This window comes from Streptomyces mashuensis (genome assembly GCF_014654785.1).
GTDB classification, from domain to species: Bacteria; Actinomycetota; Actinomycetes; order Streptomycetales; family Streptomycetaceae; genus Streptomyces; species Streptomyces mashuensis.
In genome coordinates this window covers 34,041-55,881 of record NZ_BNBD01000011.1, presented here as the reverse complement: position 1 = coordinate 55,881, position 21,841 = coordinate 34,041, and the positions used below count along the sequence as shown (strand labels likewise).

Annotated in this window: 17 protein-coding genes; 8 read left to right on the top strand and 9 right to left on the bottom strand. The window is 71.5% G+C overall.

The window, feature by feature from the left end; genetic code table 11:
* Positions 1 to 123: 123 nt before the first annotated feature.
* Positions 124 to 2,709, top strand: a complete 2,586-nt coding sequence (locus tag IE305_RS23605; protein ID WP_229891425.1) for a SpoIIE family protein phosphatase — start codon at positions 124 to 126, stop codon at positions 2,707 to 2,709.
* A 54-nt stretch (positions 2,710 to 2,763) separates the two neighbouring features.
* On the opposite strand, the gene IE305_RS23600 is transcribed toward IE305_RS23605, so the two are convergent.
* From IE305_RS23600 to IE305_RS23575, 6 genes are all read right to left on the bottom strand, one after another.
* Positions 2,764 to 3,348: a Uma2 family endonuclease gene (locus IE305_RS23600; RefSeq protein WP_190131729.1), complete on the bottom strand. Its 585-nt coding sequence runs from the start codon at positions 3,346 to 3,348 to the stop codon at positions 2,764 to 2,766.
* A gap of 116 nt (positions 3,349 to 3,464) precedes the next feature.
* Positions 3,465 to 5,330: a TPM domain-containing protein gene (locus IE305_RS23595; RefSeq protein ID WP_229891423.1), complete on the bottom strand. Its 1,866-nt coding sequence runs from the start codon at positions 5,328 to 5,330 to the stop codon at positions 3,465 to 3,467.
* A gap of 80 nt (positions 5,331 to 5,410) precedes the next feature.
* Positions 5,411 to 6,184, bottom strand: a complete 774-nt coding sequence (locus IE305_RS23590; protein WP_190131728.1) for a succinate dehydrogenase/fumarate reductase iron-sulfur subunit — start codon at positions 6,182 to 6,184, stop codon at positions 5,411 to 5,413.
* An 88-nt stretch (positions 6,185 to 6,272) separates the two neighbouring features.
* Positions 6,273 to 8,216 carry a fumarate reductase/succinate dehydrogenase flavoprotein subunit gene (locus IE305_RS23585; protein ID WP_190131727.1) on the bottom strand — a complete coding sequence of 648 codons (1,944 nt, stop codon included), beginning with the start codon at positions 8,214 to 8,216 and terminating at the stop codon, positions 6,273 to 6,275.
* Positions 8,217 to 8,233: 17 nt separating this feature from the next.
* Positions 8,234 to 9,079: a succinate dehydrogenase subunit SdhC gene (gene sdhC / locus IE305_RS23580; protein ID WP_190131726.1), complete on the bottom strand. Its 846-nt coding sequence runs from the start codon at positions 9,077 to 9,079 to the stop codon at positions 8,234 to 8,236.
* 64 nt (positions 9,080 to 9,143) lie between these two features.
* Positions 9,144 to 9,467: an Rv0250c family protein gene (locus IE305_RS23575; protein ID WP_190131725.1), complete on the bottom strand. Its 324-nt coding sequence runs from the start codon at positions 9,465 to 9,467 to the stop codon at positions 9,144 to 9,146.
* Positions 9,468 to 9,767: 300 nt separating this feature from the next.
* Between IE305_RS23575 and IE305_RS23570 the strand changes: the two genes are divergently transcribed.
* Complete coding sequence (locus IE305_RS23570) at positions 9,768 to 11,876, top strand: ABC transporter family substrate-binding protein (RefSeq protein WP_190131724.1); 2,109 nt, start codon at positions 9,768 to 9,770, stop codon at positions 11,874 to 11,876.
* A gap of 45 nt (positions 11,877 to 11,921) precedes the next feature.
* Here IE305_RS23570 and IE305_RS23565 read toward each other — a convergent pair whose 3' ends face one another.
* Positions 11,922 to 12,626, bottom strand: a complete 705-nt coding sequence (locus tag IE305_RS23565) for a hypothetical protein (RefSeq protein ID WP_190131918.1) — start codon at positions 12,624 to 12,626, stop codon at positions 11,922 to 11,924.
* A 229-nt stretch (positions 12,627 to 12,855) separates the two neighbouring features.
* Between IE305_RS23565 and typA the strand changes: the two genes are divergently transcribed.
* The 6 genes from typA to IE305_RS23535 all read left to right on the top strand — a co-directional run bounded on the left by typA (position 12,856) and on the right by IE305_RS23535 (position 20,984).
* Positions 12,856 to 14,763 carry a translational GTPase TypA gene (gene typA / locus IE305_RS23560; protein WP_190131723.1) on the top strand — a complete coding sequence of 636 codons (1,908 nt, stop codon included), beginning with the start codon at positions 12,856 to 12,858 and terminating at the stop codon, positions 14,761 to 14,763.
* Positions 14,764 to 15,148: 385 nt separating this feature from the next.
* On the top strand, positions 15,149 to 16,774 hold the full coding sequence (locus IE305_RS23555) for a peptide ABC transporter substrate-binding protein (RefSeq protein ID WP_190131722.1): 1,626 nt from the start codon (positions 15,149 to 15,151) through the stop codon (positions 16,772 to 16,774).
* Positions 16,775 to 16,864: 90 nt separating this feature from the next.
* Positions 16,865 to 17,791: an ABC transporter permease gene (locus tag IE305_RS23550; RefSeq protein ID WP_190131721.1), complete on the top strand. Its 927-nt coding sequence runs from the start codon at positions 16,865 to 16,867 to the stop codon at positions 17,789 to 17,791.
* Complete coding sequence (locus IE305_RS23545; RefSeq protein WP_190131720.1) at positions 17,784 to 18,752, top strand: ABC transporter permease; 969 nt, start codon at positions 17,784 to 17,786, stop codon at positions 18,750 to 18,752. The genes IE305_RS23550 and IE305_RS23545 overlap by 8 nt, the downstream gene beginning before the upstream one ends.
* Before the next feature lie 11 nt (positions 18,753 to 18,763).
* On the top strand, positions 18,764 to 19,825 hold the full coding sequence (locus tag IE305_RS23540; RefSeq protein ID WP_190131719.1) for an ABC transporter ATP-binding protein: 1,062 nt from the start codon (positions 18,764 to 18,766) through the stop codon (positions 19,823 to 19,825).
* Complete coding sequence (locus IE305_RS23535) at positions 19,818 to 20,984, top strand: ABC transporter ATP-binding protein (protein ID WP_190131718.1); 1,167 nt, start codon at positions 19,818 to 19,820, stop codon at positions 20,982 to 20,984. Before IE305_RS23540 ends, IE305_RS23535 begins: the two co-directional genes overlap by 8 nt.
* A gap of 65 nt (positions 20,985 to 21,049) precedes the next feature.
* Here IE305_RS23535 and IE305_RS23530 read toward each other — a convergent pair whose 3' ends face one another.
* Positions 21,050 to 21,367: a DMT family transporter gene (locus tag IE305_RS23530; RefSeq protein WP_190131717.1), complete on the bottom strand. Its 318-nt coding sequence runs from the start codon at positions 21,365 to 21,367 to the stop codon at positions 21,050 to 21,052.
* Positions 21,364 to 21,729 carry a DMT family transporter gene (locus tag IE305_RS23525; protein ID WP_229891422.1) on the bottom strand — a complete coding sequence of 122 codons (366 nt, stop codon included), beginning with the start codon at positions 21,727 to 21,729 and terminating at the stop codon, positions 21,364 to 21,366. The genes IE305_RS23530 and IE305_RS23525 overlap by 4 nt, the downstream gene beginning before the upstream one ends.
* Positions 21,730 to 21,841: the final 112 nt, after the last annotated feature.

The following is a 21,841-nucleotide window of genomic DNA, read 5'->3' as shown; positions in this document are numbered from 1 at the left end:
AGAGAACACATAGCGGGTTGAGACCGTGCTGTGATCGTGAAGTCCGTGTTCCGAGGGGCCACCGTGCTGGATACTCGGCCTTCTGATGCCGGTGCGAGCACAAGAGCCGGAGGGGACGGGTACGTGAGCGAAAAGCCTGCGGGTACCGCGGGAAGGCCAGAGGGTACGGACGCCGCGCCCACGTGGCAGAGCAGCCCGCCCGGCTCCCTCTACGACCACATCCGCGTGGCGTCGTTCTCGCTGGGCCCCGACGGCCGCATCGACCGGTGGAGCGAACGGGCTGCCGACCTCTTCGGCATCCCCGCACGTCAGGCCGTGGGCAAGGACCCGCTGGAGGTCCTGGCCCCCGCCGGCCCCCGGCACGCGCCCCGGCACGCCTCCGTACCGCTCCTGGGCGGGCCCGGCGGCGAGGGCCGGGCCTGGACCGGCCTCGTGCCCTACCAGCGCGGCGACGGCCGGCACGACGGCGACACAGCCGGGCTCGCCGAGATCTACGTCATGCCCAGCGAGGACGCCGACGGCGGCCGCTCGGCGCTCTGCGTTGCCGTGGACGTCAAGGCGCTGCGCGGAATAGAGACCGACATCGCCGCTTCGGAAGCGGTTTTCGGCCAATCTCCGCTCGGGTTCTTCTTCTTCGGCACGGACTTGACGCTGCTCCGCGTCAACGAGAGTTTCGCCCAGACTTTCGGCCGCCCCGCCGCCTGGCACCGCGGCCGCACGCCCTACGACTTCCTGCCCCGCCCCGAGGCCGACCGGCTCACCGCCGCGCTCCGCCAAGTCCTCGCCAGCGGCAAGCCCATGGCGGACATCCAGCTCGTGGGCACCGTCCCCGGCCAGAGCGAACGGCGCCGCTGGTCGGTCTCGCTCTACCGGCTGCACAGCGGCAGCGGCCGGCCCATCGGCGTGGCTGCCATCGCCACCGACGTCACCGGGCGCCGCCGCGCCGAGCGCGAGGCCGCCGGCGTACGCCGCAACCTCGCGCTGCTCAACGAGGCCGGCGCCCGCATCGGCAACTCCCTCGACCTGGAGACCACCGCCCGCGAGCTGCTGGACGTGGCCGTCCCGCAGTTCTGCGACCTGGCCTCCGTCGACCTCTACCAGGGCCTCCTCGTCGGCGACGAGGCGCCGCCCGGACTCGCCGACGGCAGCGCCGAGCTGCGCCGCGTGGCGTTCTCCAGCGCTGTCTCCGGCGTGCCGGTGGACGACGGGCACAAGCCCGTACAGGTCGGCGAGGTGCACCGGTACCCGTTCCACTCGCCCTGCGCCCAGGCCCTGCGCACCGCGCACGTCCAGGTCGTCCCCGGCCGGGAGGGCGAGGACGGCACGGAGCTGGGCGCCGTGGTGCAGTCGACGCTGGCCGTGCCGATGGTGGCCCGGGACACCGTGGTGGGGCTCGCCCAGTTCTCCCGTACGAAGGGCAGCGAGCCGTTCGGCGAACGCGACACCGCCCTCGCCGTCGAGCTGGCCGCGCGCGCCGCGGTCTGCATCGACAACGCCCGCCTGTACCGCCGCGAGCACGAGCGCGCCCTGATCCTCCAGCGCAGCCTGCTGCCGCCGGGCGACCCGGAGGCCGCCGGCGTCGACATCGCCTGCCGCTACCTGCCGGGCAACGCGGCCACCGAGGTCGGCGGCGACTGGTTCGACGTCATCGAGCTGCCCGGCCACCGCACCGCCCTCGTCGTCGGCGACGTGATGGGCCGCGGCCTGCGCGCGGCGGTGGCCATGGGCGAACTGCGCACGGCCGTACGGACCCTGGCGATGCTCGACCTGGAGCCCGCCGAGGTGCTCAGCCACCTGGACGAGATCGCCCACGGCCTGGGCCGGCCCGGCGGCAAGCAGTCCGCCTCGCGCGGCGTGCGCGGCAGCGTCCGGCCCGCCGACCTCTCCGAGGTCTACCTCGCCACCTGTGTCTACGCCGTGTACGACCCGGTCACCCGGCGCTGCACCATCGCCAACGCCGGCCACCTGCCGCCGGTGCTGGTCGAGTCGGGCCGGCCCGCCGTACCGCTGGACGTGCCGCCGGGCATGCCGCTGGGCGTGGGCGGGGAGCCGTTCGAGGACACCGAGATCGAGCTGCCGGACGGGTCACTGCTCGCGCTCTACACCGACGGCCTGGTCGAGTCCCGCGACCACCCCCTGGACGAGGGCCTCCAGGCGTTCCGCGAGGCGCTCTCCGCCCCCGAGCGCCCCCTGGAGGAGGTCTGCGACCACGTCCTGGGCGCGCTCAACACCCACCACGGCGAGGACGACATCGCCCTGCTGATGGCCAGGCTGCGCGGCCTGAAGCCCGGCTGCGTCGGCGACTGGACGCTGCCGCCCGAGCCCCGCTCGGTGGCGCAGGCCCGCGAGCTGGCCCGCGAACAGCTGGAGGGCTGGGACCTGGGCGCCCTGGTCGACACGACGGAACTGCTGGTGAGCGAGCTGGTCACCAACGCCCTGCGCTACGGCGAGGGCGAGATCCGCCTCCGCCTCCTCCTGGACCGCACCCTGGTCTGCGAGGTGTGGGACGGCGGCCACGTCCAGCCCCGCCGCCGCCGCGCCCGCGACACGGACGAGGGCGGCCGCGGCCTCCAGCTGGTGGGCCTCCTCAGCGCCGCCTGGGGCAGCCGCCGCACCCCGCACGGCAAGACGGTCTGGTTCGAACTCGCCCTCCCGGACGGCGACTCCCCGGCCCCGGACGCGGTCGAGGCGCTGCTCAGCCTGTACTGAGACGGGGAGGGGGAAGGGGCGGAGCCCCTTCCCCCTCCCCGTGCTCCCGGTATCTCAGCGGACGTAGTTCTTGAGGGCCTCGGTGTCCAGGGTGATGTTCACGGGGTCGGGAAGCTCCGCCGGCTTACCGAAAGGCACTTCGAGTCGGCAGGCGTAGTGCCCGAGTTCGGGATCGGGGCTGGTGTGGACGACGACCACACAGGCATCACGGTCGATCAGAAGGTAGACAGGGATTCCTGCAGCCGCGTACGCGGCAGGTTTTTCCTGCCGGTCACGACGGTCGGTGTCACCGTCGTACGAGGTGATCTCGACGGTCATCAGTACGCCGTCGGGATCGGCCCAATCGCCCTGCCCCATGAAATGGTCCACGGGTACGAGTGTGCCGTCCGGCAGGGCCCTTCCCTTGCGGTACTCCCCGACCTTGAGTCCCTGGGTCGGGTAGAGGTCAAGTTCTGGCCGCGCCTGCATGCATTGCCTGATCAGCCACATGGTGATCGCGCTGTGGTCTCCGTCCGGCACTGGCTTTTCCTCGATCCGTCCGTTGATGAACTCCAACCTGACGGTCTCGGGCGCAGTTGAGGCGATCTGCTCGAATTGCTCGACGAGCATGCGGGACGAGCGCTCGGTCATAACCGTCATAATGCACTCCCTTTCAGAGGGGACGCCAGCATTACCCGGCGACTGCGAGATCCGGCGGTAGTTGCTCCCGGTCCACCCCATTGAGTGATGACCTGCTTGTGCGACTACCCAACCCCTCAGCCCCCCAGCCGCCCCCGCGTCCGTACCCCGCCGAAGCACGCCGGTGCCAGGTCCGGGGGCAGCACGATGCCCGCCAGGACCGCCGTCGCCACCGGTGGCGGCATGTCGTCCGGCCGGATGAAGCCGTCGGTGTCGTGGTCGGCCAGGGCGCGGGACTGGAGGGCCAGGGTGCGGGCGCGGTCCGGGGCGCCCTGGGTGAGGTGGCGTTCCGCTTCGGCGAGGTGGGTGCGGGCGCGGCAGCCGGTGGCGCCGCGTTGTGTGGTGACCGCGTCGCGGGCCGCCGCGACCTCGCCGTACGCCGCGAGCACCGTCCGGTTCCAGCGGCCCGGGCGGCCCGGTGCGGCCGCGTCCAGTTCGCGCAGGACCTCGCGGGGGTCGTACGGGCCCTTGGCCATGAGCCGCCGGGCCTCGTCCGCCGCCGGGTCGTCCCCCGCCGCCGCCAGGACGGCGCGCAGCCGGGCCGCCGCGGCGGTCAGCCCGTAGGCGTGCCGCAGCACCCCGGAGATCAGCATGCGGGCCTGGTGGAGGGCGCTCTCGGCGGCGCGCAGGGAGAGCACGGCGCCGCGCCGGTCGGTGGCGGACAGGGCGGCACGGGCCTCCGTGAGCGCCGCGCCGGCGAACGCGAGCCGGTCGCGGATGCCGTCGGGGTGCCCGGCGACGGGCGCCAGGGCGGCCTCGGGGTGGCCGGGGGCGAGGGCGGCGAGCGCCGCCTCGGCGGTGGCCAGGCGCGGGGCCAGCGCGCGGGCCAGGGCCTCGGCGCGCGCGAGGGCGTCCGGCGCGGCGGCCCGCAGGTCGCGGAGCCGGTCGAAGGCGGCCGACTCGGCGTCCAGGCGGCGGTTGGCGCTGCTGCACCGGGAGCAGATCTCGTCCAGGGTGTGGCGGCGCAGGTCGTCGTCGGCCGTGTCGGCCCCGTCCAGGCGGTGCCGGAGGCGGAACGCGTCGGCGAGCTCGCCCCGGGCCCAGCCGACGGCCTCGGCGAACGGCCGGGTGGCCGCCTCGCCGGCCTGCGCGGTGGCGAAGAACAGTTCCTCGGCGCTGGTGCGCACCGCGTCGTCGGTGCGCACCAGCGCCGCCTCGGCCTCGGCGGCGAGCTCCGGCAGCGGCGTCAGCGGCTGGGCCAGCCGGGCCAGGCCCGGCTCGGTGCCGGTGGCGACGAGCGGCGGCCCGCCGGCGGCGACCAGCGCCCGCTGGGCCGTACGGGCCCGTTTGGACCACAGGTACAGGCCGGCCACGAAGACCGTGCTGCCGCCCGCGAGCGGCACCCACACGGCCCGTTCGCCGGGGACGAGCCCGTCGCCGCCCGGGTCCTTGCTGCCGGGGCGGATGGCGGGCGTGCGGACCGTGCCGCCCTCCAGGACGGCCCGGTAGCCGTCGGCGGCGCCGATGGCCGCGCCGGCCCAGTCGTGCTGGCGCAGGGCGGGCGCGATGGCGACGTTGGCGATCTGCTGGTGCTGGACGGCCTGGAAGCCGGAGTCCTTGTCGGCGGAGACCGCGAAGAGCCGCCCGCGCACCGCGATCGCCAGGAGTATGTCGTGCGGGCCCAGCCCGTTGCGGTCGGCGGTGGCGTCCGCCCAGGTGCGAGCGGCGCGCCCGGAGAAGTCGCGGACGTAGGTGACGTACAGCTGGACGCGGTGGGTGCTGTGCAGCACCTCCAGGGACGCGTCGACCTGGCCGCGGCGGCGGCCGAGCGCGCCGACGGTGTCCGTGACGCGGCCCGTGGGCGACAGGTCGAGCGGGGCGTCGGCGCGGGCGTCGGGCAGCACGAAGAGCACGGAGAGCAGGGAGCACAGCGCGAGGAGGGCGCCGGCCAGGGCCCGGCCCGACGCCTCCCCCGGCCCGCACCGCCACCAAAGCCGCGTCACATTTCGGAGCGTATGACCGGAATGGCGGAGCCGCTACCCGGAGCGTCGGTGATTTTACACAGCGTGACCGACGGGGCGGCTCACGGCCGTGCCCCCCGGCGCCTGATCTTGCTCCCCAGCCACACCAGGGGGTCGTACGAACGGTCCACCACCCGCTCCTTCAGCGGGATCAGCGCGTTGTCCGTGATTTTGATGTGCTCGGGGCACACCTCGGTGCAGCACTTGGTGATGTTGCAGTAGCCCAGGCCGTGCGCCTCCCGGGCCGCGCGCCGCCGGTCGATGCCCGCGCCGTCGGCCGCGTCCAGCGGGTGCATGTCCAGCTCCGCCACGCGCATCAGGAACCGCGGCCCGGCGAAGGCCGGCTTGTTCTCCTCGTGGTCCCGCACCACATGGCAGGTGTCCTGGCACAGGAAGCACTCGATGCACTTGCGGAACTCCTGGAGGCGCCCCACGTCCTCCTGCTTCATCCGGTACTCGCCCGGCCCCAGCTCCGGCGGCGGCACGAACGAGGCCACCTCGCGGGCCTTGGCGTAGTTGTACGACACGTCCGTCACCAGGTCCCGCAGCACCGGGAAGGCCCGCATCGGCGTGACCGTCACCGTCTCCTCCGGCGCGAACACCGACATCCGCGTCATGCACATCAGCCGCGGCCGCCCGTTGACCTCCGCGCTGCACGAACCGCACTTGCCCGCCTTGCAGTTCCACCGCACCGCCAGGTCCGGGCACTGCGTGGCCTGGAGCCGGTGGATGGCGTCCAGCACCACCTCGCCGTCGTTGACCGCGATCTCGTAGTCGACGAGGCCGCCGCCCCCGGCATCACCCCGCCACACCTTGAAGCGGGCCTGATAACTCATGCTGCATCTCCTCGTTCGCTTCTCCGCCCGCGCGGCGAAGGTGCGGCCTTCGTCGTTGTCTGCGGACCGGCGGCCGCGCGTGCGACGCTCACAGCAGCTCCTCGTCCGTCAGATACTTCGCCAGTTCGTCCTTCTCGAACAGCGCCAGCAGGTCCGGCCTGATCGGCGGCGTCTCCTGCCGCTCCAGCCGCACCAGCCCCAGCGCCGAGTCCGCCACCGCCGGGCCCGCGCTCTCCTCCGCCAGCCGGCACACCAGGTTCACGCGGCGCCACCGCCGGTCCATCGCCGGATGGTCGTCGCGGGTGTGCCCGCCCCGGCTCTCCTCGCGCTCCAGCGCCGCCCGCGCCACGCACTCGCCGACCAGCAGCATGTTCCGCAGGTCCAGCGCCAGGTGCCAGCCCGGGTTGAACTGCCGGTGGCCCTCCACGCCCGCACGGCGCGCCCGCGACCGCAGCCCCGACAGCCGGTGCAGCGCCTCCTCCATCTCCCCGGCCCGCCGGATGATGCCCACCAGATCGCTCATCACCTGCTGGAGCTCCTGGTGCAGCGCGTACGGGTTCTCCGCCGGGCCCCGCGACACCGCCGCGTCCCCGCCCTCCGCGCCGAACGGCCGCAGCGCCTCCGCCGCCGCCAGCTCCACGTCCGCCGCCGACGGCTCCGGCACCGCGCCCGTGGCGTACGCCGCCGCGTACCGCGCCGCATGCAGCCCCGCCCGGCGGCCGAACACCAGCAGGTCCGACAGCGAGTTGCCGCCCAGCCGGTTCGAGCCGTGCATCCCGCCGGCCACCTCACCCGCCGCGAACAGCCCCGGCACGCCCACCGCCGCCGCCGTGTCCGGGTCGACCTCGACGCCCCCCATCACGTAGTGGCACGTCGGGCCGACCTCCATCGGCTCGGCGGTGATGTCGACGTCCGCGAGCTCCTTGAACTGGTGGTGCATCGACGGCAGCTTCCGCCGGATCGCCTCCGCCGGCATCCGCGTCGACACGTCCAGGAACACCCCGCCGTGCGGCGTGCCCCGGCCCGCCTTCACCTCGGCGTTGATCGCCCGCGCCACCTCGTCGCGCGGCAGCAGCTCCGGCGGGCGGCGGTGGTGGTCCGGGTCCTCGTACCAGCCGTCCGCCTCCTCCTCCGACTCGGCGTACTTCTCCTTGAACACGTCCGGCACGTAGTCGAACATGAACCGTCTGCCGTCGCTGTTGCGCAGCACCCCGCCGTCGCCCCGCACCGACTCGGTGACCAGGATGCCCTTCACCGACGGCGGCCAGACCATGCCCGTGGGGTGGAACTGCACGAACTCCATGCCCACCAGCCGCGCCCCCGCCAGCAGCGCCAGCGCGTGCCCGTCGCCCGTGTACTCCCACGAGTTGGACGTCACCTTGAACGACTTGCCGATGCCGCCCGTGGCCAGCACCACCGCCGGCGCCTCCACCACGAAGAACCGGCCCGACTCGCGCTCGTAGCCGAAGACCCCGGCCACCCGGCCCGCCGGGTCCTTCAGCACCCGCGTGACCGTGCACTCCTGGAAGACCTTCAGCCGCGCCTCGTAGTCGCCGTACCGCGCCCGGTCCTCCTGCTGCAACGCCACGATCCGCTGCTGGAGCGTACGGATCAGCTCCAGGCCCGTGCGGTCGCCCACGTGCGCCAGCCGCGGGTACTCGTGCCCGCCGAAGTTGCGCTGCGAGATACGGCCGTCGGGCGTCCGGTCGAAGACCGCGCCCCACGTCTCCAGCTCCCACACCCGGTCGGGCGCCTCCTTGGCGTGCAGCTCCGCCATCCGCCAGTTGTTGAGGAACTTGCCGCCGCGCATCGTGTCGCGGAAGTGCACCTGCCAGTTGTCGCCCGCGTTGACGTTGCCCATGGAGGCGGCGATGCCGCCCTCGGCCATCACCGTGTGCGCCTTGCCGAACAGCGACTTGCAGATCACCGCGCAGCGCAGGCCCTGCGCCCGCGCCTCGATCGCGGCCCGCAGCCCGGCGCCGCCGGCGCCCACCACGACCACGTCCCAGGACTGCCGGTCCACAGCTGTCATGCGTTGTCAGGCCCTCTCTAGAAGAACCGCGGGTCGTCGAAGGCGCCGCTGGAGACCAGGTAGACGTACAGGTCGGCCACCGCCACGCTCACCAGCGAGGCCCACGCGAGCAGCATGTGCCGGCCGTTGAGGGCGCTCACCCAGCCCCACATCCGGTACCGCACGGGATGCCGGGAGAAGTGCTTGAGCCGCCCGCCCACGATGTGCCGGCACGAGTGGCAGGACAGTGTGTAGGCCCAGATCAGCGCGACGTTGGCGAGCAGCACCAGCGTGCCCAGGCCCATGTGGCCCCACGCGCCGTCCTCGTCCCGGAAGCCCAGCACCGCGTCCCACGTCAGCACGCCCGCGACCAGCACGGCGGCGTAGAAGAAGTAGCGGTGGACGTTCTGCAGGACCAGCGGGAACCGGCTCTCGCCGGAGTACGTGCGGTGCGGCTCGGGCACCGCGCACGCCGGCGGCGAGGCCCAGAACCCCCGGTAGTACGCCTTGCGGTAGTAGTAGCAGGTCAGCCGGAAGCCCAGCGGGAAGATCAGCACCAGCAGGGCGGGGGACAGGTGCCACCACCCGCCGACGATCTCCCAGTCGGCACCGGCGGGCATCGACTCGCAGTTCTCCGCCAGGCACGGCGAGTAGAACGGCGACACGTAGGGCGCGGCGTAGTAGTCGGCGCCGGCGAAGGCGCGCCAGGTGGAGTACGCGACGAAGGCGAGCAGCCCCGCCACGGTGACCGCGGGTTGCAGCCACCACCGGTCGCGCCGCAGATGGGGGTCGGGGATCGCGGCGCGCGCGGCGTGGTGGACGCCGCGCCCGGCGGGATCCCCGCCCGCGGCGGCCCGGGCTTCGGGATCGGTACCAGTGGCCAAGGGGGACTCCGGGAGGGAGTGGGGGCGGAAGAAGGGGGCGGACGGCCGCGGGAGGAGCCCCCGCTCAGGGGGCGCGCCGGTTGCGGGAGCCGAGCCCCTCCTCGTCCGCGTCCGTCCACAGCGAGGAGTCGTACGGGGTGTCGGGGACCGGCACCATCGGCAGCGGCCGTCCTTGCGGCTGCTGCCGGGGCACCGGCCCGGCGGCGGCGCCGGCCGGGGGGCCGTCGGCGCGCAGCAGGGCCACGCTCTCGCGCAGGTGGCCCGCGTCGGTGCGGATGCGCCGCACCTCCAGCCCGCCCCTGCCCAGGGCGCGCTCCAGGCGCGCCACGGCACGGTCCAGGTCGTCGAGGCAGCGCTGAATGGCGGTCAGGTCGTCGTCTACGGACACGATGTGGCCCCTCCGCGTCGAATGGGTGCGGGTGCCGCCCGTCATGCGACAGGAAGTGTCGCGCGTCACACCCCTCCAGGGGAAGATAGCCGTCACCGCCGGGCCACCGGGGGCGCCGTGCGGCACACGGGCCGAACCGGCCCCGGCAGGTGCCGGCCGTTGCGAGCGGGGGCGGCACGCCGTTGCGCCGGGCGGGTGGCGTGTCCGGTGCGGGCGCCGTGTCGGCGCGGCGGCACGCGGGGCGTCGCCTTCAGTGGGCGGCAGCACAACGTGCCATCCCGGCCCGGCGGAGGTGTTCCCATGACGTCCACGCGCACGCCGTCCCCCCTGCGCCGCCGCGCCGCGGCCGGTGCCGCGGTCCTCACGGCCCTGCTGCCCCTGCTGGCCGGGTGCGGCGCGGGCGGCGACGACGAGGCGGACGGCCCCGCCGTCCCGCCGGACATCGCCGCCGCCGCCCGCGCCAAGGTCGCCGACGGCGGCACGCTGACCTGGGCGGTCGACGCGCTGCCCGCCACGTTCAACACCTTCCAGACCGACGCCGACGCCACCGCCCAGCGCGTCGCCCAGGCCACGCTGCCCACCCTGTTCACCCTCGACGAGCGCGGCCGCCCCCGCCGCGACCCCGACTACCTCACCGCCGCCGACGTCCAGCAGCGCAAGCCCCGCCAGGTCGTCGTCTACCGCATCAACCCCAAGGCGGTGTGGAGCGACGGCAGCGCCCTGACCGCCGCCGACTTCGAGGCCCAGTGGAAGGCCCTGCGCGGCAAGGACAGCGCCTACTGGGCCGCCCACAACGACGGCTACGACCGCATCGACCGCGTCGAGCGCGGCGCGAACGACCGCGAGGTGCGCGTCACCTTCGACAAGAGCTACGCCGACTGGCCGTCGCTGTTCACCCCCCTCTACCCGCGGTCGGTGACCGGCACCGCCGGCGCCTTCAACGACTCCGCGCGCAAGGAGCTCAAGACCTCCGCCGGCCCCTTCCGCGTCGAGGGCACCGACACCGCGCAGGGCACGCTCACCCTGGCCCGCAACCCGCGCTGGTGGGGCGACCGGGCCAAGCTCGACCGGCTCGTGCTGCGCGTCGTACCGCGCGAACAGCGCGTCGAGGCGCTCGCCGCCCGCACCGTGGACCTGGCCGAGCTGGCGCCGGCCGCGGCCGAACGCATCATGAAGGTCAACGCGCAGGACAAGGAGGGGTCGGACAAGCACCGGGTGCCGGGCGCGGCACCGTCGTCCGCGCTGCCGTCCGGCCCGTCGTCGGGAGCGCCGTCCGCCTCCCGGTCCGCCGCATCCGGAGCGCCCTCCAAGCCCGCCTCCGCCTCCGCCCCCGCCGCCGGGTCCGCCTCCCGGTCCGCGGCCGGGCCGGGCGCCGCCCCCGCCTCCGTACGCCCCTCCGGGTCGTCCGCGCCGGCCCCCGCGCCCTCCAAGCCGTCGGGGCCCGGCCGGGGCCGGCCCGAGAACAAGCCGCCGAACCGGCCGGCCGCCGCCGACGTCCAGGCCCTGCGCGGCCTCGTCGTCCGCAAGTCCCTGGAGCCCGCCTACACCCAGCTCGCCCTCAACGGCGCCTCCGGGGCGCTCACCGACGAACGGGTGCGGCGCGCCGTCGTCCGCGCCGTCGACCGCAAGGCCCTCGCCGAGTACGTGCTCGCACCCCTCGGCCTGCCCGCCGACCCCGCCGGCAACCACGTCCTCGTCGCCGGGCAGCCCGGCTACCAGGACAACAGCGACGCCATCGGCGGCCGCGACCCCAAGGCCGCCCGCTCCCTGCTCGCCGACGCCGGCTGGAAGGAGGGCCGCGAGGGCCGCGCCCCGGGCGCCAAGGCCGACGGCAAGGCCCAGGGGGACGCCGGCGGCAAGGCCGCCGCGGCACCCGCCCGCTACAAGGACGGCAAGAAACTGACGCTGCGCCTCCTGCTGCCCAAGGGCCCCGGCACCGAGCCGCTGCGCGCCGTGGGCGAGCGCATCGCCCGGCAGCTCGACGAGATCGGCGTCCGCACCGAGATCCAGCAGGTCGACGGCGCCGGCTTCTTCAAGGACCACATCGCCTCCGGCGACTTCGACCTGGCCCTCTACGGCTGGCCCACCGGCGCCTACCCGGCCACGGAGGCCCGGCCCGTCTTCGCCAAGCCGCAGCCGGCGGCCGACGGGTCGCTGGTGGTCGAGCAGAACTACACCCGGGTCGGCACCGACCAGATCGACCGCCTCTTCGACCAGGCGTCCACCGAGCTGGACGAGGAGGCCGCGCAGGACCTGCTCGCCCGGGCGGACGCCCGCATCTGGGCCGCGGCCGGCTCCCTCCCGCTCTACCAGCGCCCCGAGCTCGTCGGCACCCGCCGCACGGTCGCCAACGCCGGAGCGTTCGGGCTGGCCACGCCGCGCTACCAGGACATGGGCTTCCTGCGCTAGGGCGCACGGCCGCCAGGGCGTACGGGCCGGGCGGTCGGCCGGCCGTCAGCCGCTGCCGGGCAGCAGCAGACGTGCCGCCGGGCGGCAGGGGCGGCCCACGCGGGCGCAGTGCTCCTCGAAGCCGGGCGGCAGCCAGCCGCCGCTCAGGAGGCGGGGGTGCGTGGGGAAGGCGGTCAGCGCGGCCAGGGCGAAGATCAGGGACGCCCAGGGCGAGTGGATGCGGACGGTGCGGTAGTCGCCGCCGACGGTGTTGTAGCTGGTCTGGAAGGCGTCCGGGCCCACGAGGTCGATGGCCCGCAGGCCGCTCCAGTAGAGGGAGGTCTCGCTCGCCGGTTCCGCGAAGTGCAGCATCTCCAGCGTGACGGTCACGTACCCCGAGCCGTCCAGGACCCAGCGCGGCTGGGCGTCGGAGGAGGCGCGGCTGCTGCGGACGGCGTTGACGACGGCCGTGGTCGCCAGAGCGCCGACGACGAAGGCGCTGCTGCCGAACGCGAACGTGTTCTCGTGGACGTAACTGCCGTCGCCCAGGGCCCGCCAGGTGGCCCAGTGGCCGGGGCCGACGGCCAGCGTGCGGTCGCCGGGGCCGAGGCGCGCCGTGGTGGCGACCAGGGGCCGCCGGTCGAGCCGGCCCTCGGCGATGTCGGCGAGGATCTCGCAGGTGTGCCAGAGATGTTCGTCCAGCGGGGTCCACACCGGCGCCGGCGGAGGCTGCTGCCCGGGCGGGGGCGGGGGCGGGAGCGCGTGAGCCACTTCGTCTCCGAAGAGATGTTCGACAAGTGATCACAGCCTACCGACGCCGTCGGTTCCTGTACTTCTGATTGAAGAAATCGCAGGTCAGGGCGGTCTTCCCCCGCCCTGGAGCGCCAAGCGCGCGGCAGCCCCGTACCATGGGGTGAGGCCGTGGCGTGATCTGCCCGGCAGGGCCGTGTGCCACACCGCACGCGAGCCGTCACCTTATCCCGGGAGAAGCGCCCCACGTATGCCCACGCGCCACGACATCCGTAACGTCGCCATCGTCGCCCACGTCGACCACGGCAAGACGACCATCGTCGACGCCATGCTCAAGCAGGCCGGTGCCTTCGCCGCCCACCAGCTCGACTCCGTCGACGACCGCGTCATGGACTCGAACGACCTGGAGCGTGAGAAGGGCATCACGATCCTCGCCAAGAACACGGCGGTGAAGTATCACCCCAAGGACGGCGGGGACCCGATCACGATCAACATCATCGACACCCCCGGCCACGCCGACTTCGGTGGCGAGGTCGAGCGCGGCCTGTCGATGGTGGACGCGGTCGTCCTGCTCGTCGACGCCTCCGAGGGCCCGCTGCCGCAGACCCGCTTCGTGCTGCGCAAGGCCCTGCAGGCCCGGATGCCGGTCATCCTGTGCATCAACAAGACCGACCGCCCGGACTCCCGCATCGACGAGGTCGTCAACGAGACGTACGACCTCTTCCTCGACCTGGACGCCGACGAGGACCAGATCGAGTTCCCGATCGTCTACGCCTGCGGCCGTGACGGCATCGCCTCGCTGACCAAGCCGGAGGACGGCACCGTCCCCGCGGACTCGACCAACCTGGAGCCGTTCTTCTCCACGATCCTGGAGCACGTCCCGGCCCCGACGTACGAGGAGGACGCGCCGCTCCAGGCCCACGTCACCAACCTCGACGCCGACAACTTCCTCGGCCGCATCGCGCTGCTCCGCGTCGAGCAGGGCGAGCTGCGCAAGGGCCAGACCGTGGCCTGGATCAAGCGCGACGGTTCGATCCAGAACGTCCGCATCACCGAGCTGATGATGACCGAGGCGCTCACCCGCAAGCCGGCCGAGGTCGCCGGCCCGGGCGACATCTGCGCGGTCGCCGGTATCCCCGACATCATGATCGGTGAGACCCTGGCCGACCCGGAGAACCCGGTCGCGCTGCCGCTGATCACGGTCGACGAGCCGGCGATCTCCATGACCATCGGCACGAACACCTCGCCGCTGGTCGGTCGCGGCGGCACGGGCAAGGGCGCGGACGCCAAGGCCGCCGTCAAGGACCGCAAGGTCACCGCCCGCCAGGTCAAGGACCGTCTGGACCGCGAGCTGATCGGTAACGTCTCGCTGCGCGTCCTGGACACCGAGCGTCCCGACGCCTGGGAGGTGCAGGGCCGCGGTGAGCTGGCGCTGGCCATCCTGGTGGAGCAGATGCGCCGCGAGGGCTTCGAGATGACCATCGGCAAGCCGCAGGTCGTCACCAAGGAGGTCGACGGCAAGGTCTACGAGCCGGTCGAGCGCATGACGATCGACGTGCCCGAGGAGCACATGGGCGCCGTCACCCAGCTGATGGGTGTCCGCAAGGGCCGGATGGACAACATGTCGAACCACGGCTCCGGCTGGGTCCGCATGGAGTTCGTCGTCCCGTCCCGTGGTCTGATCGGCTTCCGTACCGAGTTCCTGACCCAGACCCGCGGCACCGGCATCGCGCACTCGATCCACGAGGGCCACGAGCCGTGGTTCGGCCCGCTCCAGACCCGTAACAACGGTTCGCTGGTCGCCGACCGCGCCGGTGCCGTCACCGCCTTCGCGATGACCAACCTCCAGGAGCGCGGCGTGCTCTTCGTGGACCCGGGCACCGAGGTGTACGAGGGCATGATCGTCGGCGAGAACTCGCGCTCCGACGACATGGACGTCAACATCACCAAGGAGAAGAAGCTCACCAACATGCGCTCCTCCTCCGCCGACTCCTTCGAGGCGATCGTCCCGCCGCGCAAGCTGTCGCTGGAGCAGTCGCTGGAGTTCTGCCGCGACGACGAGTGCGTCGAGGTGACCCCGGAGGCGGTCCGCATCCGCAAGGTCGTCCTGGACCAGAAGGAGCGCGGCCGCACCGCGTCCCGCGCCAAGCACGGCTGAGTCACGGCTGAGCCGGCCGCACCACCGAGCCGGTCGCACGGCTGAACGAGCCGTAGCCCACGAGGCCCGGAATACCCGCTTCCGCAGCGGGGGTTCCGGGCCTTCGGCATGCTCGGAGTGTTCACATCAGCGTCTTTTTTGCCCCCGTTGGCGTGCTATGCGAAAGATCGATGTGACCAAAGCGAGACCCTATAAGTGTGGTTTAAAGGACGGCTGTACTTAATAGTTGGGTTCACTGAGCTCGGGTCAATGGGTCACGCGCTGTGGGGAGCGCCGACTCACGAGCACACTCGAGGTGCCGGTTCCGTCTCCGCTGTCAGGGGTGTCAGCGTGGGGCCGGCGCCTCGTCTCGTAGTGATTAGTGGACTCTTGAGGAGGCTTGCTCATGCGTGGTGCCAAGAGTGCCGTCTGGCTGGCGGGGGCCATTGCGGTCGCCCTGACCGCGACGGCGTGTGGTGGTAGTGGAAGCGGCAGCGACGACAATGCGGCCGTCGACCCGAACGGGACGTACACCTACTACAACACCGAGCCGCAGAACCCGCTGATCCCCGCCAACACCAATGAGACCGGTGGCGGCTACATCATCAAGAACCTCTTCCGCGGCCTCGTCGACTTCGACGAGAAGGGCAAGCTGCGGAACATGGCCGCCGAGAGCGTGGAGAGCACGGACAACGTGCACTTCACGGTCAAGCTGAAGCAGGGCTGGACCTTCCACAACGGCGAGCCCATGACGGCCTCCTCCTTCGTGGACGCCTGGAACTGGGGCGCCAACGTCAAGAACGCCCAGCTGAACTCCTCCTGGTTCGCCGACATCAAGGGCTACGACGAGGTCCACCCGGAGAAGGGCGACCCCAAGGCCGACACCATGTCGGGCCTGAAGGTCGTCAACGACAACGAGTTCACCATCGAGCTCGCGCACCCGGTCTCGGTCTTCAAGGAGCGTCTGTTCTACGACGCCTTCTTCCCGCTCCCCAAGGCGTTCTACAAGGACCCGAAGGGCTTCGGCGAGCACCCGATCGGCAACGGCCCGTACCAGCAGGACGGCGACTGGCAGCACAAGGTCGAGTTCAAGACCAAGCGCTTCGACAACTACAAGGGCGAGGACAAGCCGAAGAACGGCGGCGTGGTCTTCAAGTTCTACAACAAGGACGACGCCGCCTACAACGACCTGGTCTCGGACAAGCTGGACATCATGTTCCAGGTGCCCACGGCCGTGATGAGCCAGTACAAGAACGACCTGGGCGAGCGCGCCGTCGACCAGATGTACGGCGGCAACACCAACATCGCCTTCCCGCTCTACCAGGAGGAGTGGGCCAAGCCGGAGAAGGCCAAGGTCCGCCAGGGCCTGTCCATGGCCATCGACCGCGAGACCATCGCCAAGACCGCGCTCAAGGGTTCGAAGGACGCGGCCGACGGCTGGACCCCGAAGGTCGTCGAGGGCTACCAGCCCAACTCCTGCGGCGAGTTCTGCAAGTTCAACCCCACCAAGGCCAAGGAGCTCATCAAGGAGGGCGGCGGCGTCCCGGGCAACAAGCTGACCGTCACCTACAACGCCGACGGCGGCCACAAGGAGTGGGTGGACGCCATCTGCAACGACATCCGGCAGAACACCGGTGTCGAGTGCGTCGGTGACCCGAAGCCGACCTTCCAGCAGGTCCGCGCCGACATCACCGACAAGAAGATGACCAGCGCCTTCCGCATGGCCTGGGTCCAGGACTTCCCGAACATCTCCAACTTCATCTCCGAGCAGTACCGCACGGGTGCCGGTGCGAACGACATGTCGTTCAGCAACAAGGACCTGGACGACCTGATGAAGAAGGCCGACGAGGCCAAGAGCATCGAGGACTCCAACAAGCTCTACCACGAGGTGGAGACCAAGCTCGCGGAGCAGATGCCCTCCATCCCGCTCTTCTTCGACCACACCAAGGCCGGCTACTCGAAGAAGGTGAAGAACGTCAAGTTCGACACCTTCCGCCAGGCCATCTGGACCGAGGTCGAGGTCAAGAAGTAACCGGGAAGCGTGCAGTGACGGAGGCCCAGTGACCGCCGCCCCACAGGGCGAGAGCGGCCACTGGGCCCCGTCGGCGACAGGAGGAACACCATGGGGCGCTTTGTCGCGAGGCGACTGCTCCAGATGATCCCGGTCTTCATCGGGACCACACTGCTCATCTTCTTGATGGTGTATTCGCTGCCCGGCGACCCCATCAAGGCACTGTTCGGCAGCAAGGCGGCCGACCCGGCGACGGTCGAGAGACTGCGCCACGAGTACGGGCTGGACAAACCCCTGCTCCAGCAGTACTGGAACTACCTGACGGGCCTTCTCCAGGGCGACTTCGGCAAGAGCTTCACCGGCCGGCCGGTCGCCGACCTCATGAAGGACGCCTTCCCCGTCACCATCCGGCTGGCGCTGCTCGCGTTCGGCATCGAGGTCGTCGTCGGTGTGGCCCTCGGCCTGCTGACCGGCCTCAAGCGCGGCAAGCTGATCGACCAGATCGTGCTGATCCTCACGCTGATCGTGGTCTCGATCCCGGTCTTCGTCATCGGCTTCCTCACCCAGTTCACGCTGGGCATGAAGTGGAAGATGATCACGCCGACCGTCCAGGACTCGATGGACATCGGCCAGCTGGCCGTGCCCGCCACCGTCCTGGCCGCGCTCTCCCTGGCGTACGTCACCCGCCTCACCCGCACCACGATCGGCGAGAACCTGCGCGCCGACTACATGCGGACGGCCATCGCCAAGGGCCTGCCGAAGCGCCGCGTGGTCGGCGTGCACCTGCTGCGCAACTCCCTCATTCCTGTCGTCACCTTCCTCGGCACCGACCTCGGCGTCCTCATGGGCGGCGCGATCGTCACCGAGGGCATCTTCAACGTCCAGGGCGTGGGCAACACGCTCTTCCGGGCCATCCAGACCAGTGAGGGCCCCACCGTCGTGGGCATCGTGAGTGTGCTCGTGATCGTCTACCTCGTGAGCAGCCTGGTCGTCGACCTGCTGTACGCCGTCCTGGACCCGAGGATCCGCTATGCCTGAGAAGACCTCCCCCGAGGCGAGCCGCAGCACCGTCGCCGTGGCGGCGGGCGGCGCCGCCGAGCTGACCGAGGCCACCGTCAAGAAGGCCGACCAGAACAAGCCCCGCAGCCTCGGCCAGGACGCCTGGCGCGAGCTGCGCCGGTCCCCGCTGTTCTGGATCTCCTCGGTCCTGCTGCTGCTGTTCATCGTGATGGCCATCGCGCCCGGCGTCTTCACCGACGCCGACCCGCGCCAGGCCGACCTGCGCGGGCACTACCTCAGCCCGCCGAACTGGTCGCACCTCTTCCAGGCGGACTGGTTCGGCTACAACCAGCAGGGCCAGAGCGTCTACGCGCGTACGGTGCACGGCGCCCGCGCCTCGATCATCGTCGGCATCTGCGTGACCGTCGCCGTCACCGTCTTCGGCGGCCTCGTCGGCATGCTCGCCGGCTACTTCGGCGGCTGGCTGGACACCCTGCTGTCCCGCATCACCGACATCTTCTTCGGCATCCCGCTGCTGCTCGGCGGTCTGGTGACGCTCCAGGCGTTCACGCACCGCACCGTGTGGACCGTGGTCCTCGGCCTCACCCTCTTCGGCTGGATGCAGATCGCGCGTGTCATGCGCGGTGCCGTCATCACGCAGAAGGAGGCCGACTTCGTGACGGCCGCCCGCGCCCTCGGCGCGGGCACCGGGCGGATCCTGTTCCGGCACATCCTGCCGAACGCCCTCGGCCCGGTGATCGTCGTTGCCACCATCGCGCTCGGCGGCTACATCTCCACCGAGGCGACCCTGTCCTACCTCGGCATCGGTCTGCAGGACCCGGTCATCTCCTGGGGCGTCGACATCTCCGACGCCCAGAAGAACCTGCGTGACGCCCCGCACACCCTGCTGGTCCCGGCGACGTTCCTGAGCCTGACCGTGCTGGCGTTCATCCTGCTCGGCGACGCGGTGCGCGACGCCCTCGACCCCAAGCTGCGCTGAGGGAGGCGTACGTGACCACCACCACCGAGAAGACGGGGCGCGTCCCCGAGCCGCGCGCGGGCGACGCCTCCGGCACGCCCCTGCTCGAAGTCCGCGACCTGCACGTGGAGTTCCACACCCGCGACGGCGTCGCGAAGGCCGTCAACGGCGTCAACTACTCCGTGAACGCGGGCGAGACGCTGGCCGTGCTCGGCGAGTCGGGCTCCGGCAAGTCCGTGACGGCGCAGGCCATCATGGGCATCCTCGACATGCCGCCGGGGAAGATCCCGCAGGGCGAGATCCTCTTCAAGGGCCAGGACATGCTGAAGATGTCCGCCGAGGAGCGCCGGAAGATCCGCGGCAGCAAGATCGCCATGATCTTCCAGGACGCGCTGTCGTCGCTGAACCCGGTGCTGAGCGTCGGCTACCAGCTGGGCGAGATGTTCCGCGTCCACCAGGGCCTGTCCAAGAAGGACGCCAAGGCCAAGGCCGTCGAGCTGATGGACCGGGTGCGCATCCCCGCCGCGAAGCAGCGCGTGGGCGACTACCCGCACCAGTTCTCCGGCGGCATGCGGCAGCGCATCATGATCGCGATGGCGCTGGCCCTGGAGCCGGACCTGATCATCGCGGACGAGCCGACGACGGCGCTGGACGTGACCGTCCAGGCGCAGGTCATGGACCTGCTTGCGGAGCTCCAGCGCGAGTTCAACATGGGCCTCATCCTCATCACCCACGACCTCGGCGTCGTCGCGGACGTCGCCGACAAGATCGCGGTGATGTACGCGGGCCGCATCGTGGAGACGGCCCCCGTCAAGGAGCTGTACGCGCGCCCCGCGCACCCGTACACGCGTGGCCTGCTCGACTCCATCCCGCGCCTGGACCAGAAGGGCCAGGAGCTGTACGCGATCAAGGGCCTGCCGCCCAACCTGCTGCGCATCCCGGCCGGCTGCGCCTTCAACCCGCGCTGCCCGCGGGCGGAGGACCTCTGCCGGACCGAGAGCCCGGCCCTGCACGCGGTGACCGAGCGGGACGGCACGGCGCTGCCGGGCCGCGGCAGCGCGTGCCACTTCTGGAAGGAGACGATCCATGGCTGACAGCGCCAAGAACGACAAGGCCGTGGCGGCGGACGCGGACACGGACGTGACGCCGAACGTCTCCGAGGTGGAGGTCAGCGAGGCCAGCACCACCGCCGAGGTGGAGGCCGTCCTCGACGCGCCCGTCGAGCGCGGCGAGCCGATCCTCCAGGTGCGCAACCTCGTCAAGCACTTCCCGCTGACGCAGGGCATCCTCTTCAAGAAGCAGATCGGCGCGGTCAAGGCCGTGGACGGGGTCTCCTTCGACCTCTACCAGGGCGAGACGCTGGGCATCGTCGGCGAGTCCGGCTGCGGCAAGTCGACCGTGGCCAAGCTGCTGATGATGCTGGAGACGGCGACGTCCGGCGAGATCTTCTACAAGGGCCAGGACATCACCAAGCTGTCCGGGCGTGCCCTGAAGGCCGTGCGGCGCAACATCCAGATGGTGTTCCAGGACCCGTACACCTCGCTCAACCCGCGGATGACGGTCGGCGACATCATCGGGGAGCCGTTCGAGATCCACCCCGAGGCGGCGCCCAAGGGCGACCGGCGCCAGCGCGTCCGGGAGCTGCTGGACGTCGTGGGCCTCAACCCCGAGTACATCAACCGCTATCCGCACCAGTTCTCGGGCGGCCAGCGGCAGCGCATCGGCATCGCGCGGGGCCTCGCGCTCAACCCCGAGGTCATCATCTGCGACGAGCCGGTCTCGGCGCTGGACGTGTCGGTGCAGGCGCAGGTCGTCAACCTGATGGAGAAGCTCCAGGACGAGTTCAACCTGTCCTACATCTTCATCGCGCACGACCTGTCCATCGTCCGGCACATCTCGGACCGCGTGGGCGTGATGTACCTGGGCAAGATGGCGGAGATCGGCTCGGACAGCGAGATCTACGACCACCCGACGCACCCGTACACGCAGGCGCTGCTGTCGGCGGTCCCGGTGCCCGACCCGGCGGCCAGCGCGGCCCGCGACCGGATCATCCTGACCGGTGACGTGCCGTCGCCGGCCAACCCGCCGTCGGGCTGCCGCTTCCGTACGCGCTGCTGGAAGGCGCAGGACAAGTGCGCGGAGGAGGTGCCGCTGCTGGCGGTGCCGGAGGTCTTCGCGGGCAGGAAGACGCCGGCGGCGCACGAGTCGGCGTGCCACTTCGCGGAGGAACGGCAGGTCGTACCGGCGGCGTGACGCGCGGCGATACGTGAACAGGGGCTCTCCCGGATTCCGGGAGGGCCCCTTGTCGCGTTGTCGCGTCACGCGGCGGTGAACTTGAGCAGGACGGCCCCGCCGATGATGGAGGCGAAGGAGAGGAGGCGGGGCAGAGTGAGCTTCTCCTTGTAGACGAGGGAGCCGAGGACGACGGTGCCGACGCCGCCGAGCCCGGTCCACAGCGTGTAGCCCACGCCGACGTCGAGGTGGCGGAGGGCGAGCGACAGGGTGTAGATGCCGCCGGCGGCCGCGGCGAGGGTGAAGACGGACGGCCAGAGGCGGGTGAAGCCGTTCGTGGCGTTGGCGCCGAGGGCGAAGGCGATCTCGAAGACGACGGCGATGCCGAGGAAGAGCCAGGTCATGAAGCGTGCCTTTCGGAGAGACGCAGGCCGAGCGCGCCACCGATGATCAGGACGAAGGCGAGGACCTTCCAGGCGGTGAGCGGCTCGCCGTAGAGGAGGGTGCCGAGGACGACGGTCCCGACGGCGCCGATGCCGGCCCAGACGGTGTAGCCGACGCCGACGTCGACGCTGCGGAGGGCGAGCGAGAGGGTGACGATGCCGCAGGCGGCGGCACCGGCGGTGAGGAGGGACGGCCAGAGGCGGGTGAAGCCGTGGTTGGCCTCGTTGGCGAGGGCGAAGGTGACCTCGAAGAGGGACGAGAGCAGCAGCCAGGCCCAGCCGCGGGAGGGGGAGGGTGAAGGGGAGGGTGAGCGGGAGGACAAGGGGGAGACTCCTCGAACGACTGAAATTGTATGTACGTGCAAGTAGTGGCGCCGGACTAGGATCATGCATGTGCATGGAAGTGACTGTCAATGCTGTCAATGGAGGACTGGC